This is a genomic window from Ruegeria sp. ABD4_443 (genome assembly GCF_056160865.1).
Map to the genome: position 1 here is coordinate 129,021 of NZ_JBSWYA010000002.1, position 16,572 is coordinate 145,592.

The following is a 16,572-nucleotide window of genomic DNA, read 5'->3' on the forward strand; positions in this document are numbered from 1 at the left end:
CGATGAAACCTTCTGACAAGGCGCTTGTGCCCTTTGTATCGGTCGATAACATGATGCGCCTTGTGCATCATATCGGTATCGAGCAGGTCATTCTGCAGATCGCAGCCCAGATCGAGGCCGATTTCAAACGCTGGGAAAGCTTTGACAAGACCCCAAGGATACCGGCCCATTCCCCGCATGGTGTGATTGAATTGATGCCCACGTCAGATGGCGAAGCCTATGGGTTCAAATATGTCAACGGGCACCCCAAGAACACATCAGAGGGGCTGCAAACCGTCACGGCATTTGGCCTGCTGGCGGATGTCTATACCGGCTATCCGACGCTTTTGACCGAGATGACCCTGCTGACGGCTTTGCGAACGGCGGCGACCTCGGCCCTTGTTGGCAGCTATCTGGCGCCGAAACCCGCTCGCGTCATGGCGATGATCGGCAATGGCGCACAGTCCGAGTTTCAGTGCCTAGCGTTCAAGGCCATGTGCGGCATCGACACGGTCCGCCTGTATGACACCGACGCGAAGGCCACGGCGAAATGCGCCGCCAACCTGCAAGGCAAAGGGCTGAACGTCATTGCCTGCCCCAGCCCCCAGGACGCGATTGAGGGTGCCCAGATCATCACCACCTGCACCGCAGACAAGAAATACGCCACGATCCTGACCGACAACATGGTCGGGCCCGGCGTTCATATCAACGCCATCGGCGGGGATTGCCCCGGCAAGACCGAGTTGCATCGCGACATCCTGCTGCGTTCGGACATCTTTGTCGAATATCCCGACCAGACCCGTATCGAAGGCGAGATTCAGGCATTGGAACCGGACCATCCGGTGACCGAGATCTGGCAGGTCATGACCGGTCAGGCCCGTGGGCGCCGTGACGAAAAGCAAATCACCCTGTTTGACAGCGTCGGCTTTGCGATCGAAGACTTTTCGGCGCTTAGATACATAAAGAACGCCATAGAAGGTACTGATTTCTTTGAGACCTTGGACATGCTGGCAGACCCGGACGACCCGCGTGACCTCTATGGCATGTTGATGCGCGCCAACTAACACCGCCGCCCCTTGTCGGGGGGCGGCTGTCCCTAGCCTGCAAGCGACGGGAGATAAAGTACGATACCCGGAAACGCCACCAACAGTGCAATCGTTGCCGCATCAGCGACGAAGAATGGCGCAACCCCGCGAAAGACATCCTGCACGCTCAGGTCCGGGCGAACACCTGCAACGACAAAGCAGTTGAGGCCGATAGGCGGGGTAATCAGGCAGAACTCTGCCATCTTCACCACCAGTATTCCGAACCAGATCGCGCACATCGGCCCGCTCATGCCAAAGGTGCTTTCTGCGGCGCTCACCGCCTCGCCCCCGTTCAGGGCCATGACCGCCGGATAGACCACCGGCAGCGTCAACAGCAACATTCCGATGGCGTCCATAAACATACCCAACACAGCATAGGCCAGAAGGATGCAGATCAGGATCACCATGGGCGAGGTTTCCAACCCGGTGATCCAGTCCGAAAAGGCGCCCGGCAGGTCAGCGAAGCCCAGAAAGCGGACATAGATCAGGACGCCCCAGATGATTGCAAAGATCATCGCCGTCAGTTTGGCCGTTTCAATCAGGGCCGAACGGAACTCGGCCCAGCGCATCCCGTGGACCAATGCAAAGCAGAAAACGATGAACGCGCCGATGGCACCGCCTTCGGTCGGCGTCCCCCAGGCGTCATCGCCAAAGGGATTGTAGACAAAGCAAATGATGATCAGGATCACTGCAAAGATCGGCAGCGCACCCGGCAGCGAGGCGAACCGCTGTTTCCAGGTGAACCCCGTGACCCTTGGCCCGACATTCTTGAAAACCACCGCGATCCCAACGATCAGCAACCCGTAGATCACCGCGGAAAAGGCGCCGGGGATGAACCCGGCCAACAGCAGCTTGCCCACGTCCTGTTCGACGATGATGGCATAGATCACAAGGATCGCGGAGGGCGGGATAAGCGACGCCAGCGTGCCCCCTGCGGCCACGACCCCTGCAGCGAAGCGTTTGTTGTATCCCACGGCCAGCATCTCGGGGATGGCAATGCGGGCAAACACGGCCGAGGTGGCCACCGACGCGCCGGACACCGCCGCGAACCCCGCCGTTGCAAACACCGTCGAAACCGCAAGGCCACCCGGCACCCAGGCAACCCATCGCTTGGCGGCCTCGAACAATGCCCGCGTCAGGCCCGCGTAATAGGCAAGGTATCCGATCAGGATAAAGGTCGGGATCAGGCTGAGCGTATGTGATGCAACCTTGGAATGGGGCACCTGCCCCGCGGTCTTGACCGCCACCGTCACCGCCTTGCCGAACCGGCCCGGATCGTATCCGAACTTGGCCCAGAAAATCCAGATCAGCCCGACCAGCCCCGCCAGACCTGCGGCAAAGGCCACGCGCATCCCAGCAACCACCAGCACCAGAAGGCCACCCGTGACCCAAAGGCCGATTTCGATCGTGTCCATGCGCTAGTCCTGCCCTTCGTATTGCTCGGCCTCTGCGGCGGCCTGCGCGGCGGCATCCTGTATCAGCGGCACCGCCACCGGAGCATCCAAACCCAGCAAAAAGGCGCGCCCGAACCCCCAGGCCTGCAGGATCAGCCGCAGGCTGAGAACCGAAAAGGCGATTGGCGCCAGCAACTTGGCCGGCCAGATCGGAATCCCGATATCGATCGAGCTGTCCCGGCTCCACAAAGGTGCGCTGAAATCGAAGGAACGGTCGAAATGTGACCAGCTGCCCCAGACAAGGGCCAACATCAGAAACAGGATCAGCATGGTCGAGGTGAATTCGAACAGCCAAAGCGCCCGCCCGTGCAGCCGTGAAATGACGATATCCATGCGAATATGCCCGCCGCCGCGCTGAACATAGGACACCCCCAGAAAGGCAATCAGGGGCATGGCCTGTTCGATCCAGTCCACATAGCCCGGAAGCGGCGCGTTGATCGCGTTCCGGCCACTGACCGAAACCACGGCCAGGATCATCAGCCCGAACACGGCCAGCCCGCTCAGCAGCGCCATCGCCTGTTCAAGTCCAACAAGACGCCGGTCCAGCCGACTGAGGAGGCTCTGGTCCTCCAGTACCGTGGCTTGTCCCGCCATTCGGTTGCCCCCTGCCCGATAATGCCCCGGACGCCGCCCTGGCGTCCGGGAGCGTTACTCAGTTTCCGCCGCGCTGTTGTTTCAGCGTCGCCTGAACCAGGTCATACAGGTCCTGCGCCGGAATTCCCTGCGCCGACATATCGGCAATCCACTTGTCGCGAATGGGATCTGCCGCCTGGGCCTTGAACTCTTCGATCACGGCGTCATCAATCATGACTTTCTGAACGCCCTTCTCGGCCAGCACGCCGTCCCATTTTTCAAGCAGCGCACCGTAATTGGCCAGGTAGTGGTCAATGGCTTCATCGACCGAGCTGTCCAGCGCTTCGCGATGCTCGGGCGAGAGCGCCTCATAGGCCTCGATATTGACCACCACCGGGCAGTTCACTGTGCCGGGGTTCAGGTTGGCGGTCCACCATTCCGCTTCGTTGATGGTTCCAAAGGACAAATGCGCGTGCTGGGCGAAGGCGACGGTATCGACAACGCCGGATTCCATGGCGTTATAGGCCTCGGTCGCGGGCACCGATGTCGGAACCCCGCCAACCGCTTCGAAGGCTTGCCCAAGCCCGCCGGTGGCGCGGACACGCATTCCGTCGAAATCGGCCAGCGCGTCGCGCGGCTCGCCAGTGCCGACCAGGTTGTACTGAGGCATCGGCGACGTCATCAGAATACGCGCGTTCCACTGGGCCATCTCGTCCATGACGGCGGGGTGGCCATAGACCGCATGGCTTACGGCGACCTCTTCATCCAGCGTATTCACCCCCAGGAACGGCAGCTCCAACACGGTGATCGCGCGGTTCTTGTCACGGTGATACCCGGCACAGAACTGGGCCATCTCAAACGCGCCGATCTCGATCCCGTCCAGGTTTTCCTTGGGCTTGGACAAGCCGCCATAGCTGACATTGATCGTGAACGCGCCATCGGTCTTTTCACTGACCAGTTCAGCCAGCTTTTCGACATGTTCTGTAAAGGCGCGGCGCTTGCCCCAGACCGAGGCGTTCCATTCGGTTGCGGCTGCTTCGGTCACAAAGACGGTGGTTAGGGCGGCGATAGCCGCACCGTTCAACATCTTGTTCATTATGAATTCTCCCTTTGGCGCACCCCCTCCCGGGGCGCTTGCGATTCAAGCTAGCGCCAACATTCGGATGTGCCAACCCCCGCAGCGATTGCGCATGCGACCAAAGGACATCCCCCCCTGAATGGGATCGGCAGGAAACCGCACGGGTGCGCACGAAAATTTCACGGACCAGCGCGCCAGCTTGCCCAAAATTTCCTTACAGCTACAACACTGTTTTTACTATATATTTACGAAAAACGCCAAATAAGTTTACAGATTTAGCCTATCTGGAAAAAGTTGTTTACAAACAAATTCAAGGATTACGGCAATTTATTTCCTTCTTTTCTGATTTCCGTATTATCACGCTAGGGAGGAAACGGGTCGACATTGTCTGTGGTGCAGGCAAAGTTACCCATCGAAATCCAGTCAAGAGGGAGGAGCCTCAGAATGACCACCGCTGCCCAGGCAGATGCCAAGGTTTATCCGCCATCCGCCGAAACTGTTTCCCGCGCCCATATTGATGCCGACACCTATGCCAGCATGTATGCGGCCTCGGTCAATGACCCGGATGCTTTCTGGGGCGAACATGGCAAGCGGATTGATTGGATCAAGCCCTACACGACCGTAAAGGACGTCAATTACAATTTCGGCGAGGTCAGCATCAACTGGTTCGCCGACGGCACGCTGAACGTTTCCGCGAATTGCCTGGACCGCCATCTGAAAACGCGCGGCGACCAGACCGCGATCATCTGGGAACCCGATGATCCAAGCGACGCCGCCCAGCATATCACATATGCCGAACTGCACCGCCGTACCTGCCGGATGGCCAACATCCTGGAATCGATGGGTGTGCGCAAAGGCGACCGGGTCGTGATCTATCTGCCGATGATCCCCGAGGCCGCCTATGCCATGCTGGCCTGCGCCCGCATCGGGGCGATCCATTCGATCGTGTTTGCGGGCTTCTCGCCGGACGCGCTGGCGGCGCGCGTCAATGGGTGCGATGCCAAGGTGATCATCACCGCCGACGAAGCCCCGCGCGGGGGTCGCAAGACGCCGTTGAAATCCAACGCGGATGCGGCACTGCTGCACTGCAAGGATTCGGTGAAATGCCTTGTTGTCAAACGGACCGGTGGCCAGACCACATGGATTGACGGCCGCGACTATGACTATAACGAGATGGCGCTGGAGGCCGACGATTATTGCGCCCCGGCAGAGATGAACGCCGAAGACCCGCTGTTCATTCTCTATACGTCCGGCTCCACCGGCCAGCCCAAGGGTGTTGTACACTCGTCCGGCGGCTATCTGGTTTACGCCGCTCTGACCCATGAAATCACCTTCGACTACCACGAAGGCGATATCTACTGGTGTACGGCGGATGTCGGCTGGGTCACCGGCCACAGCTATATCGTCTATGGCCCACTGGCCAACGGCGCGACCACGCTGATGTTCGAAGGTGTGCCCACCTATCCGGATGCAGGCCGTTTCTGGGAGGTTTGCGCCAAGCACAAGGTCAACCAGTTCTATACCGCCCCGACCGCGATCCGCGCCCTGATGGGCCAGGGCAGCGAGTGGGTAGAAAAGCACGACCTCAGCGACCTGCGCCTTTTGGGCACGGTTGGCGAGCCGATCAACCCCGAGGCGTGGAACTGGTACAATGACGTCGTCGGCAAGGGCAAATGCCCGATCGTGGACACATGGTGGCAGACCGAAACCGGCGGCCACATGATGACCCCCCTGCCCGGAGCGCATGCGTTGAAGCCCGGCTCGGCCCAGAAGCCGTTCTTTGGCGTGCAGCCCGTGGTCCTGGACCCGCAATCGGGTGTCGAGATCAACGGCAACGGCGTCGAAGGTGTTCTGTGCATCAAGGACAGCTGGCCTGGCCAAATGCGCACCGTCTGGGGCGATCACGAGCGGTTTGAGAAGACCTATTTCTCGGATTACAAAGGCTATTACTTCACCGGTGACGGCTGCCGCCGCGACGAAGACGGCGATTACTGGATCACCGGTCGCGTCGATGATGTGATCAACGTATCCGGTCACCGTATGGGTACGGCCGAGGTGGAAAGCGCACTGGTGGCCCACGCCGCCGTGGCCGAGGCCGCCGTTGTTGGCTATCCCCATGAAATCAAGGGTCAGGGCATCTATTGCTATGTCACCTTGATGAACGGCCGCGAACCATCGGATGAGCTGCTGAAAGAGCTGCGCACCTGGGTGCGGACCGAGATTGGCCCGATTGCCAGCCCGGATGTGATCCAATGGGCGCCCGGCCTGCCCAAGACCCGTTCGGGCAAGATCATGCGCCGTATCCTGCGCAAGATTGCCGAGAACGACTTTGGCGCGCTGGGTGACACCTCGACGCTGGCCGATCCGTCGGTGGTCGAAGACCTGATCGAAAACCGCGCAAACAAGTGAGGATGTGATGGACGCTGCCACAATCACAACTCCCGCTGTTCTGATCCTTCTCGGCCCTCCGGGCGCCGGGAAGGGCACACAGGCGCGGATGCTCGAAGACACGTTCGGTCTTGTCCAACTCAGCACCGGCGACCTTCTGCGTGCGGCCGTCGCCGCCGGAACCGAGGCCGGACTGGCCGCCAAGGCCGTCATGGAAGCAGGCGGTCTTGTCAGCGACGAGATCGTCATCGCCATCCTGCGCGACCGCCTGGCCCAGGCCGATTGCGCCAAGGGCGTGATCCTTGACGGCTTTCCCCGCACAACGGTTCAGGCCGAAGCCCTGGACGCGCTGCTGGCCGAAACCGGTCAAAAGATCAACGCGGCCATCAGCCTTGAAGTGGGGGACGCCGAAATGGTCACGCGGATCGCGGGCCGGTACACCTGTGCAGGCTGCGGCGAAGGCTATCATGACACGTTCAAGGCACCCGCGACCGAAGGCGAATGCGACAAGTGCGGCAGCACCGAGTTCAAGCGCCGCGCAGATGACAACGCCGAAACAGTTGCATCCCGCCTGGCGGCCTATCACGCGCAGACCGCGCCTCTGATCGACTATTATCAGGGTCATGGCGTTCTCAAACGCACCGACGCCATGGGAAGCATCCAAGACATCGCCTGCAATCTGGAGGACATCGTCCGCGGCGCGGTGAAGTAAGGGGGAGGAGCCAAGCCCCGAAACGGGCTTTGATCCCACAACAGAATACTTCATTGGACCCGCCTTGGCGGACCAGAGAAGTTTTGTCCTGGGCCCAGTGGCCGGGACGCTGAGCGAAATGCGGCCCAAAGCACTGGAGGAGTTGGGCATAGGGCCGCCTAACGAGCAACAAGGAGGACCCCGCGATGGCGGATAATTCACCAAACTCCGCGCAGACCACCAGTGCCGATGGCGGCTATTGGCAGGCCAATCTGCGCCTCATCATCATCAGCCTCATCATCTGGGCGCTGGTGTCTTTCGGATTCGGCATCCTGCTGCGTCCGATGCTGTCCGGCATCGCCGTGGGCGGCACCGACCTGGGCTTTTGGTTCGCGCAGCAGGGATCAATCCTGGTCTTCCTGGTGCTGATCTTCAACTACGCCTGGCGCATGAACAAGCTGGACGCTGAATACGGCGTCGACGAGGAGTAAGCGCAATGGATCAGTTTACCATCAACCTGCTGTTTGTCGGCGCGTCCTTTGCGCTGTATATCGGCATCGCGATCTGGGCCCGCGCGGGTTCCACATCTGAATTCTACGCCGCCGGTCGCGGTGTTCACCCGGTCACCAACGGTATGGCGACAGCGGCGGACTGGATGTCTGCGGCCTCGTTCATCTCGATGGCGGGCCTCATCGCCTTTACGGGCTATGACAACTCGACCTTCCTGATGGGTTGGACCGGTGGCTACGTGCTGCTGGCGCTGCTGCTTGCGCCTTACCTGCGTAAGTTCGGCAAGTTTACCGTGTCGGAATTCATCGGCGACCGCTTCTACAGCCAGACGGCGCGCATCGTTGCGGTGATCTGTCTGATCGTCGCGTCGGTGACCTACGTGATCGGTCAGATGACCGGTGTGGGCGTGGCCTTTGGCCGCTTTCTTGAGGTCAGCAACACAACCGGTCTGCTGATCGGTGCCTGTGTGGTTTTCGCCTATGCCGTTTTCGGCGGCATGAAGGGCGTGACCTATACCCAGGTCGCACAGTACTGCGTTCTGATCACCGCCTATACCATTCCGGCGATCTTTATTTCGCTGCAACTGACGGGCAACCCGGTTCCGGCCCTGGGCCTGTTCGGTGACACCGCAGGTGGCGAACCGCTGCTGACCAAGCTTGATGCGATCGTGGCCGAACTGGGCTTTGCCGAATACACGGCACACCATTCGGACACGTTGAACATGGTCCTGTTCACGCTGTCGCTGATGATCGGTACCGCCGGTCTGCCCCACGTCATCATGCGCTTTTTCACCGTTCCCAAGGTGGCTGACGCGCGTTGGTCCGCAGGTTGGGCGCTGGTGTTCATCGCGCTGCTGTACCTGACCGCCCCCGCGGTTGGTGCAATGGCCCGCCTGAACATCACCGACATGATGTGGCCCAATGGTGGCATCGAAGGCGGCGCGGTTACTGTCGAACAGATCGACAATGACCAGCGTTATGACTGGATGGCCACTTGGCAGAAAACCGGCCTGCTGGATTGGGAAGACAAGAACCAGGACGGCAAGATCCAGTATTATAACGACAAGTCCGAAGCCATGCAGGCGCTTGCCGAGGAAAAAGGCTGGGTCGGAAACGAGTTGACCAAGTTCAACCGTGACATCCTGGTTTTGGCCAACCCCGAGATTGCCAACCTGCCGGGTTGGGTGATCGGCCTGGTTGCAGCCGGTGGTCTTGCCGCCGCCCTGTCGACCGCTGCGGGCCTGTTGCTGGCGATTTCGTCGGCCGTGTCGCATGACCTTGTCAAAGGTGCGATCAACCCGTCGATCTCGGAAAAAGGCGAGCTGCTGGCAGCGCGTATCGCAATGGCCGTCGCCATTGTCGTTGCAACCTACCTGGGTCTGAACCCTCCGGGCTTTGCCGCTCAGACTGTTGCTCTGGCCTTTGGCCTGGCGGCGGCTTCGATCTTCCCGGCGCTGATGATGGGGATCTTCTCGACCCGCATCAACAACACCGGCGCGGTTGCCGGTATGCTGGCAGGTTTGACCGTTACACTGGTCTATATCTTCCTGCATAAGGGCTGGCTGTTCATTCCGGGCACCAACTCGTTCACCGATGCTGACCCGCTGCTGGGTCCGATCAAGTCGACCTCGTTCGGCGCAATCGGTGCGATGATCAACTTTGGTGTGGCATATGTCGTTTCCGGCATGACCAAGGAAACCCCGCCAGAGATCAAGGAATTGGTCGAAAGCGTCCGCGTTCCCCGTGGTGCGGCTGCGGCTCAGGATCACTGAGCCTGATGCGGTCGGTGGTTCTTGCCATTGGCCGCGTTTTTCGACTTACTATTCCCGCCCGGCAATCCACCGGGCGGGATTTTTCTTAGGAAACCAGGAAACAACCAATGCCCCTGTCCCACGCTGACATCACCCGGTTCCTGAAATCCGTTCACCCCTATGATGCGCTGACGGCAGACACCCTTGGAACCATCGCCGACAGGATCGAGGTCTGGGAGGTCGAGGAAGGCAAGCCCATCTACCAGCTGGGGCATCCCATGCCGGGGGTCTTTGTCATCTATGAGGGACAGGTCGAAATCACCGATGAAAATGACGCGGTGGTGTCGCATCTGGGGCTGCGAAATTCTTTTGGCGAACGCGGGCTGCTGCGGGACGGAAACGCGGCGACACATGCAAATGCGCATACCCGCTCGGTCCTGTTCCTGTTGCCGCCCGACCTGGTGCGCGGGCTGATCGACGACCACGACGTGGTTGCCAAGTTCTTCAACCGGACACGCGGCGAGCGGGCCAACCCGCACAGCCTTGCAACCAGCCGGATCGACGTGCTGATGGCGCGCAACCCGGCCACCTGCCCGCCGGAAACCGGCATCCGGCAGGCGGCACAAATGATGCGGGACAAGGGGATATCGTCGCTTTGCATAACCGAGGCAGACAAGCTGCTGGGGATTGCGACCCTCAGGGATATCGCGGGCAAGTTCGTGGCCGATGACATGCCGGCAACAACACCGATATCCGGCATCATGACCCCGAACCCGGTGACGCTGTCACCGTCCGATATCGGGTCGGATGTGCTGCACCTGATGATGGAAAAGGGTATCGGGCACATCCCGATCTCGAATGGCGGGCAATTGGTCGGCATCGTCACCCAGACCGACCTGACCCATTTCCAGGCCGTCAGTTCGGCCGAACTGGTGCGCCGTATCGCGCAGGCCCATTCCGCCAAAGCCATGGCGCAGGCCACCGCCGAGATCCCGCAGCTGCTTGTTCAGCTGGTGGCAGGCGGCAACCGCCATGAAATCGTGACGCGCCTGATTACCGATATCGCAGATACCGCAACCCGCCGCCTGCTGGCCCTTGCCGAGGACAAGCTTGGCCCCCCGCCGGTCCCCTATCTGTGGCTGGCCTGCGGATCGCAGGGGCGGCAGGAACAGACCGGTGTGTCGGATCAGGACAACTGCCTGATGCTGGATGACAGCGTAACCCAGGACGACCTGCCCTATTTCGAAGCCCTGGCCAAGTTCGTGTCGGATGGGCTGGACACTTGCGGTTATTTCTATTGCCCCGGCGACATGATGGCGACCAATCCCCGGTGGCGACAGCCAGTCCGGGTATGGCGGGACTATTTCAACGGCTGGATCGCAAAACCCAACCCCGAGGCACAGATGCTTGCTTCGGTCATGTTCGACCTGCGTCCGATCGGGGGCCAGTTTGAACTGTTTGCCAACCTGCAGGCCGAGACCCTGGCCCTGGCCAGTGCGAATTCGATCTTTGTTGCACATATGATCTCGAATTCACTGAAACACACGCCGCCGCTGGGGTTGCTGCGCGGGTTTGCCACCATCCGTTCAGGGGAACACCGCAACACGCTGGACCTCAAGCATAACGGAGTGGTTCCCATCGTGGACCTGGCCCGCATTTACAGCCTGCAAGGGCAATTGACCGACGCCAACACCCGCGCCCGGCTGAGCACGGCCGAGGCCGCCGGTGTTCTGAGCCCCTCGGGCGCGCGCGACCTGCTGGATGCCTATGACCTGATCGCCGAAACCCGCCTGGAACATCAGGTCAGGCTGGTAAAGAACCGGGCCAAGCCCGACAACTATCTTCTGCCCGCGGAACTGTCGGATTTTGAGCGAAGTCATCTGCGGGACGCCTTTGTGGTAGTAAAAACGATGCAGTCGGCAGTTGGGCACGGCAAAGGCGTTCTGGGATAACCCCCGCGTCTTGTGGCGAATGGAACCAAGCGGGCCCCCTGCCCGCCAAACGGAGAAGCACGATGTTTCTGGAATTGATCGGCACAATTTTTGCGGGCTTTGCCCTTGCGGGCGTCGTGATGCTGTTGAACCACCTTTCAGGCGGCCGCCTGCCCCGGTGGGCCGCCCCCGTTGCCGCAGGCGTCGGAATGATCGGAATGACGATCATCAGCGAGTATTCCTGGTACGATCGGACGCGGCAATCGCTGCCGGACACGCTTGAGGTCATTCAAGAGGTTGAAAGCCGGGCGTTCTATCGCCCCTGGACCTATGCCGCGCCTTTCGTGGATCGGTTCGCGGCCATCGACACCAACTCGGTCCTGACCAAGGATACGCTGCCCGACCAGCGCCTGGTCGATCTGTATTTCTTTGGCCGCTGGGCCCCGGTGACCATGCTGCCCGTCGCGGTCAACTGCGCCGAGAACCGACGGGCCAACCTGGTCGACGGGGTTGCCTTTTCCGATGACGGCCAGCTGACCGGCATCGACTGGATTCAGGCCGCATCAGGGGACCCGATCATCACGGCCACATGTGGAGTCTGATCATGCTAAAGACCCTGAGCCTTCGCCTGCGGATATTCCTGTTCTTCTGCCTTCTCGCCATCGGCGGGCTGGTCGTCAGCGCGATTGCGATGTGGCTAAGCTATGCCAGAATGGCAGACCCGGCCCTGATCAACGCCTTTGTCTTTGCCGAAATCCTGATTGCCTTTGGGCTGCTGGCGATGATCGCAGGCGTCTGGCTGCTGTTCGACGACAATGTCGCAAAACCCATCGAACGTTTGTCGGCACAGCTGAGGGCGCGCGCGCATGCGGGTGTCAGCACCGATCTTGACCTTCAGGCCGCGCGATACCTGGGCGACCTGGCCCCTGCTGCGGCCGGTCTGGCCGAACAGCTTGCGGAAACCGCCCTGAGCACGGCCGAAGCCGTCGCCGCCGAAACCGCGCATCTGGCCGCCGAGAAACAGCGGCTGACCGCCCTGCTGACGGAAATTCCCGTGGCCATGCTGCTGGCCAGCCCCAACCACCAGATCGTGCTGTATGATGCGCAAGCCGCCGAGGTTCTGGCGCAGATCGCGCATCCACGGCTGAACGCGTCGCTGTTTGACTATCTCGAACGTGGCCCCGTTGTTGACGCCTATGCCAAGCTGGCCCGGACCGGCATGGATGTCTATTGCACGCTGACTGGCGCGGATGGGCAGCAGACCTATACCGCGCGGATGAAACCGCTGGGCGATGCGCCGGGATATATGCTGATCTTCGAAGACAGCGTCGCCCGCATCCCGCCCGAAGCGGCGCGCCCGCTGGTCTATGATTTCGATCTGCTTGACACGCGCGGGGATGACGCCTTTGAAAACCTGGCCCTTACCGATCTGTGTTTCGTCGTATTCGACACCGAGACCACGGGCCTGTTGCCCCACAAGGACGAGATCGTCCAGATCGGGGCCGTTCGGGTCGTAAATGGCAAGATCGTCGATGGCGAACAGTTGGACATGCTGGTCGATCCGGGAATTCCGATCCCCGCCGCCTCGACCAAGGTTCACAAGGTCAACAACCAGATGGTTCTGGGCGCCCCCGACATTGCCGAGGCCGGGCGCCAGTTCCACCATTTTGCCCGCGACGCCGTCATCGTGGCGCATAACGCGCCGTTCGACATGGCCTTTTTGCGGCGGCACGCGAAACGGATGGGCGTGGAATGGCAGCACCCGATCCTGGACACGGTTCTGCTGTCTGCGGTCCTTTTCGGTGCCAGCGAGACGCATACGCTGGATGCCCTGTGCGACCGTCTTGGCATCACCATCCCGGAAACCCTGCGCCACACCGCGCTGGGCGACGCCGTCGCAACAGCCGAGGCGCTAGTCAGGATGCTGCCCATGCTGATGGCCCGCGACCTGAATACCTTTGGCGACGTGATTTCCGAAACGCGCAAGCATGGCCGGTTGCTGGAAGACCTGAACTGAACCCGAAACAGAGCGTCGTGCCAGCTTTTCGTGGACAATCCGGGTTTGGCATGGCACCTCATGCGCGATGACAGAAAAGACCTTCCAACCCGGACCGGACCAAATCCCCGCTTTTCGCGAAGCGCTGGGGTGTTTCGGGACAGGCGTCACCGTTGTGACGACCAATACGGCCAGCGGACCGGCCGCGATAACCGTGAACTCGTTTGCATCGGTATCCCTGTCACCGCCGCTTGTGCTGTGGTGTCTTGGCAAAGAGTCCAACCGGTACGATGCGTTCCGGGCCGCGCGGCACTATTCGATCCACGTCATGGCGCAGGATCAACTGGATCAGGCCCTGAAATTTGCCCGCGACGGGCAGGATTTCTCGCATGCCGACTGGGCGCATGATCATGCGGGCCGCCCGCAACTGACAGATTGCCTGGCCCGCTTTGATTGCGAACTTGCCGATTGCCACGAGGCCGGCGACCACCTGATCCTGGTCGGCCGTGTCGAAACCGTGATGTATCGCCGGGGTCAGGGGCTGATCTTCAAACGCGGCCAATTCGGAAAATTCAACGACCTGATCTGACACCCGCGCGGCCCCCGCCGCGACCGGTTCCGGTCAAAACCGAAAAAAGGACAAAGCGTCTGCCGCGTCAGGTGTCGGGGCTTGCGTGTACCGCCAGCGCCTCCAATTCAGCCTCTTGCGGGGTAATGACCCGGAATGCCTCGTGCACGCCCGACGGCGTCAAGGATCGCGCGACCGTCAGCAAGGTGTTGGCTGCGTGATCCGCGCACAGGTCGCTCATATGGGCGATTTCCGCGCGCGCGACATCCAGTGCGGCCTCGACCGATGGGGCCCCGTAATATTGCACGAAATGTTCGGCCAGGTCCTGCGCCAGCTTTTTCTGCTCGGCCTCTTGTACCTGGGTGACGGCCACGAAGGTGACGCGCCCGAAGGTTTCCAGCCCCAGCCACCCGTTGGCAAAGGCCTGGCGCGCCTTGCCTTCCAGATCGCCCTCGCCCCAGTTCGAGAACTCGAACCCCCCGGAAATGCACCACTCGCCGGTTCGGGCCGGCGCATGGAATACGTTCATGTCGCTTTCGTCGAAATGTATCGCGCGCGCCAGTTTCATTCTTGGTTCTCCAACAAGGTGGTCAATGGCAGCAATTGGGTGCCTGCGCCGGTGCGCAGCAGCATGCCAAACTGTTCATCCGTCCCCAGAAACACGCCCGACATCCCATCATGTGTGGCCTGTTCGCCAACGCCGCGCAGCAGACCCATCCATTCGGCATGCAGCGGTGCATTTCCTTCATCCTGCCAGCGGTTGAGCCAGGTAAGCATGTGGCGCGACCAGCTTTCAACCAGCCCGACCGGAGTGACGTCAGCACATCCCTCGTCATACAGCGCCGTGACATCCGGCGTATCGCCCGGCGCGTCGCCGGTCTGAAGCAGGGCAAGATCCCAGGCCACGACAAGCCAATCGGGAACCGCCGTACCGTCAGCGGTTGATGCGGCAACCCGCAGCCGCCCGCACCGCGCGCCATTGACCCAGATCTGCCCGTCCCATCCCAAATGAACGGCCACCTCGGGCGGCGCCAGGGCGCCCAGTGCGTTCTGGAAGCCCACCCCGCAAAGCGGGACCATGGCCATCGCATCCCCAAGCGCCACCTCGGGGGCAAACACGATGGCAACCCGCAGCCCGTCGGCCTGGATGTTATAGACGACGGTCCCCGCATCACATCCCAACGCAGCCATGGCCCGCGCACGATCAAGAGGGTCTTCGCCGCGCCGTACCGGGTGACCCGTCAACAGGGGCGGGAAAACCGGTTCCGTCATGCGTTGCCCTTGGCGATCAGATCACGGGCGATCCGCCGGAATGCCTCGGCCTGCGGGCTGTCTGGTTTACTGACCACGATGGGCGCACCGCCATCCGCTGCCACGCGAATATCCAGGTGCAACGGAATCTCGCCCAGCAGAGGGACATCCAGCGCCGCGGCTTCGGACGCGACGCCGCCATGACCGAACACATGTTCCTCGTGCCCGCAGTTCGAGCAGATATGCGTGGACATGTTCTCGATCATTCCGACAATCGGCGTCTTGAGCTGGTTGAACATGTCGATCCCCTTGCGGGCGTCGATCAGGGCCACGTCCTGAGGGGTCGAGACGATAATGGCGCCGTCCACCTGGAATTTCTGGCTCAGCGTCAGTTGCACGTCACCGGTGCCCGGCGGCAGATCGACGATCAGAACATCAAGTGCGCCCCATTGCACCTGGCTCATCATCTGTTGCAAAGCCCCCATCAGCATCGGACCCCGCCAGACGACCGCCTGACCTTCATTGGTCATGAGGCCCATCGACATCATGGTGACACCGTGATTGCGAAGCGGCAGGATCGTTTTTCCATCCGGGCTGGCCGGGCGCCCCGAAACCCCAAGCATCCGGGGTTGCGATGGTCCATAGACGTCAGCGTCCAGCAACCCGACACGCCGCCCCTCGGCCGCCAGGGCGCAGGCCAGGTTGGCAGAGACCGTGGACTTTCCGACGCCCCCCTTTCCGGATGCGACGGCGATGATCCGGTCAACGCCGGGCACCGCCTGCGGGCCCGTTTGCGATGGTTTGGGTTTGGGCTTCAGGTCAGGCGGCGCTTTTTCCGAATGCGCCGTCATCATGGCTGAAACCTTGGATACCCCATCGGCCATCTGGGCGGCCTGTTCGGCCGCAGCCCGGACCGGTTCCATCCGCTCGGCCAGCTTGGGATCAATCTCCAGAACGAAACGGACCGTATCGCCGTCGACATTCAACGCCCGCACGATCCCCGCGCTGACGATATCCTGACCGGACACCGGGTCGGTGATCTTTTTGAGGTTCGCCAAAACCGCGTCGCGAATGGTCATGCTGTTTCATCCTTGATCAGTCCGGTCACGACATGCTCGACCTCAAGCCCGTCGATGGTCAGCACCACCTTGGCCTCAAAGCTCTTGCCTGCCGGTGTCCCCGCCTTGCGCAGCCCGTCCTCGATGGCCTGCTGGCTGGTCACTCCGACCTGTTTGAGGAACTTGCGCATCGACATGTTGTAGTTGCCGCTCATCGCCCGTGTCTCCGTTTCTGTCCGTTTGACGTGTTCTGCACATCT

Annotated in this window: 16 protein-coding genes; 9 read left to right on the forward strand and 7 right to left on the reverse strand. The window is 61.1% G+C overall.

From position 1 onward, the window contains the following. Positions 1-2 precede the first annotated feature (2 nt). Positions 3-1,043, forward strand: coding sequence for an ornithine cyclodeaminase (locus ACXAG8_RS04690; protein ID WP_475222581.1), 1,041 nt, complete (start codon positions 3-5; stop codon positions 1,041-1,043). A gap of 32 nt (positions 1,044-1,075) precedes the next feature. On the opposite strand, the gene ACXAG8_RS04695 is transcribed toward ACXAG8_RS04690, so the two are convergent. From ACXAG8_RS04695 to dctP, 3 genes are read right to left on the reverse strand one after another with little or no spacing between them, the layout of a single operon-like run. After that, on the reverse strand, positions 1,076-2,479 hold the full coding sequence (locus ACXAG8_RS04695; protein ID WP_475222583.1) for a TRAP transporter large permease: 1,404 nt from the start codon (positions 2,477-2,479) through the stop codon (positions 1,076-1,078). Between the two features lie 3 nt (positions 2,480-2,482). After that, a complete protein-coding gene (locus ACXAG8_RS04700) occupies positions 2,483-3,112 on the reverse strand; it encodes a TRAP transporter small permease subunit (RefSeq protein WP_475222584.1) in 630 nt (209 codons plus the stop codon). A gap of 58 nt (positions 3,113-3,170) precedes the next feature. Further along, complete coding sequence (gene dctP, locus ACXAG8_RS04705; RefSeq protein WP_475222585.1) at positions 3,171-4,187, reverse strand: TRAP transporter substrate-binding protein DctP; 1,017 nt, start codon at positions 4,185-4,187, stop codon at positions 3,171-3,173. Positions 4,188-4,613: 426 nt separating this feature from the next. On the opposite strand from dctP, the gene acs reads away from it, so the two are divergent. From acs to ACXAG8_RS04745, 8 genes are all read left to right on the forward strand, one after another. Next, positions 4,614-6,578, forward strand: coding sequence for an acetate--CoA ligase (gene acs, locus ACXAG8_RS04710; RefSeq protein WP_475222586.1), 1,965 nt, complete (start codon positions 4,614-4,616; stop codon positions 6,576-6,578). A 7-nt stretch (positions 6,579-6,585) separates the two neighbouring features. After that, complete coding sequence (locus ACXAG8_RS04715; RefSeq protein WP_475222587.1) at positions 6,586-7,269, forward strand: adenylate kinase; 684 nt, start codon at positions 6,586-6,588, stop codon at positions 7,267-7,269. A 185-nt stretch (positions 7,270-7,454) separates the two neighbouring features. After that, on the forward strand, positions 7,455-7,739 hold the full coding sequence (locus ACXAG8_RS04720; protein ID WP_475222589.1) for a DUF4212 domain-containing protein: 285 nt from the start codon (positions 7,455-7,457) through the stop codon (positions 7,737-7,739). Between the two features lie 5 nt (positions 7,740-7,744). Continuing rightward, positions 7,745-9,529, forward strand: coding sequence for a sodium:solute symporter family protein (locus ACXAG8_RS04725; RefSeq protein WP_475222590.1), 1,785 nt, complete (start codon positions 7,745-7,747; stop codon positions 9,527-9,529). Between the two features lie 107 nt (positions 9,530-9,636). After that, complete coding sequence (locus ACXAG8_RS04730) at positions 9,637-11,460, forward strand: DUF294 nucleotidyltransferase-like domain-containing protein (RefSeq protein ID WP_475222591.1); 1,824 nt, start codon at positions 9,637-9,639, stop codon at positions 11,458-11,460. A 62-nt stretch (positions 11,461-11,522) separates the two neighbouring features. Continuing rightward, complete coding sequence (locus ACXAG8_RS04735; protein ID WP_475222592.1) at positions 11,523-12,041, forward strand: hypothetical protein; 519 nt, start codon at positions 11,523-11,525, stop codon at positions 12,039-12,041. 2 nt (positions 12,042-12,043) lie between these two features. Next, positions 12,044-13,456 (forward strand): 3'-5' exonuclease, encoded by a 1,413-nt coding sequence (locus ACXAG8_RS04740; protein WP_475222593.1) that lies wholly within the window; start codon positions 12,044-12,046, stop codon positions 13,454-13,456. A gap of 67 nt (positions 13,457-13,523) precedes the next feature. Continuing rightward, the gene (locus ACXAG8_RS04745; protein ID WP_475222594.1) at positions 13,524-14,024 is read left to right on the forward strand and encodes a flavin reductase family protein; all 501 of its coding nucleotides are present in this window, start codon (positions 13,524-13,526) and stop codon (positions 14,022-14,024) included. Positions 14,025-14,091: 67 nt separating this feature from the next. On the opposite strand, the gene ACXAG8_RS04750 is transcribed toward ACXAG8_RS04745, so the two are convergent. The 4 genes from ACXAG8_RS04750 to ACXAG8_RS04765 are packed head-to-tail and all read right to left on the reverse strand — an operon-like array spanning position 14,092 to position 16,527. Next, complete coding sequence (locus tag ACXAG8_RS04750; RefSeq protein ID WP_475222595.1) at positions 14,092-14,571, reverse strand: DUF6505 family protein; 480 nt, start codon at positions 14,569-14,571, stop codon at positions 14,092-14,094. Further along, positions 14,568-15,275, reverse strand: coding sequence for a biotin/lipoate--protein ligase family protein (locus ACXAG8_RS04755; protein ID WP_475222597.1), 708 nt, complete (start codon positions 15,273-15,275; stop codon positions 14,568-14,570). The genes ACXAG8_RS04750 and ACXAG8_RS04755 overlap by 4 nt, the downstream gene beginning before the upstream one ends. After that, a complete protein-coding gene (locus tag ACXAG8_RS04760; protein WP_475222598.1) occupies positions 15,272-16,333 on the reverse strand; it encodes an Mrp/NBP35 family ATP-binding protein in 1,062 nt (353 codons plus the stop codon). The genes ACXAG8_RS04755 and ACXAG8_RS04760 overlap by 4 nt, the downstream gene beginning before the upstream one ends. Next, positions 16,330-16,527, reverse strand: a complete 198-nt coding sequence (locus tag ACXAG8_RS04765) for a DUF6494 family protein (protein ID WP_475222599.1) — start codon at positions 16,525-16,527, stop codon at positions 16,330-16,332. Before ACXAG8_RS04765 ends, ACXAG8_RS04760 begins: the two co-directional genes overlap by 4 nt. Positions 16,528-16,572 lie beyond the last annotated feature (45 nt).

Bases quoted from the DNA above. Each gene is read 5' to 3' on its own strand.
- ACXAG8_RS04760 (WP_475222598.1), bottom strand. From the start codon at position 16,333: ATGACCATTCGCGACGCGGTTTTGGCGAACCTCAAAAAGATCACCGAC.
- ACXAG8_RS04730 (WP_475222591.1), top strand. From the start codon at position 9,637: ATGCCCCTGTCCCACGCTGACATCACCCGGTTCCTGAAATCCGTTCAC.
- ACXAG8_RS04690 (WP_475222581.1), top strand. From the start codon at position 3: ATGAAACCTTCTGACAAGGCGCTTGTGCCCTTTGTATCGGTCGATAAC.
- ACXAG8_RS04695 (WP_475222583.1), bottom strand. From the start codon at position 2,479: ATGGACACGATCGAAATCGGCCTTTGGGTCACGGGTGGCCTTCTGGTG.
- ACXAG8_RS04700 (WP_475222584.1), bottom strand. From the start codon at position 3,112: ATGGCGGGACAAGCCACGGTACTGGAGGACCAGAGCCTCCTCAGTCGG.
- ACXAG8_RS04745 (WP_475222594.1), top strand. From the start codon at position 13,524: ATGACAGAAAAGACCTTCCAACCCGGACCGGACCAAATCCCCGCTTTT.
- ACXAG8_RS04720 (WP_475222589.1), top strand. From the start codon at position 7,455: ATGGCGGATAATTCACCAAACTCCGCGCAGACCACCAGTGCCGATGGC.
- ACXAG8_RS04735 (WP_475222592.1), top strand. From the start codon at position 11,523: ATGTTTCTGGAATTGATCGGCACAATTTTTGCGGGCTTTGCCCTTGCG.
- ACXAG8_RS04740 (WP_475222593.1), top strand. From the start codon at position 12,044: ATGCTAAAGACCCTGAGCCTTCGCCTGCGGATATTCCTGTTCTTCTGC.
- ACXAG8_RS04715 (WP_475222587.1), top strand. From the start codon at position 6,586: ATGGACGCTGCCACAATCACAACTCCCGCTGTTCTGATCCTTCTCGGC.
- ACXAG8_RS04765 (WP_475222599.1), bottom strand. From the start codon at position 16,527: ATGAGCGGCAACTACAACATGTCGATGCGCAAGTTCCTCAAACAGGTC.
- dctP (WP_475222585.1), bottom strand. From the start codon at position 4,187: ATGAACAAGATGTTGAACGGTGCGGCTATCGCCGCCCTAACCACCGTC.
- ACXAG8_RS04750 (WP_475222595.1), bottom strand. From the start codon at position 14,571: ATGAAACTGGCGCGCGCGATACATTTCGACGAAAGCGACATGAACGTA.
- acs (WP_475222586.1), top strand. From the start codon at position 4,614: ATGACCACCGCTGCCCAGGCAGATGCCAAGGTTTATCCGCCATCCGCC.
- ACXAG8_RS04755 (WP_475222597.1), bottom strand. From the start codon at position 15,275: ATGACGGAACCGGTTTTCCCGCCCCTGTTGACGGGTCACCCGGTACGG.
- ACXAG8_RS04725 (WP_475222590.1), top strand. From the start codon at position 7,745: ATGGATCAGTTTACCATCAACCTGCTGTTTGTCGGCGCGTCCTTTGCG.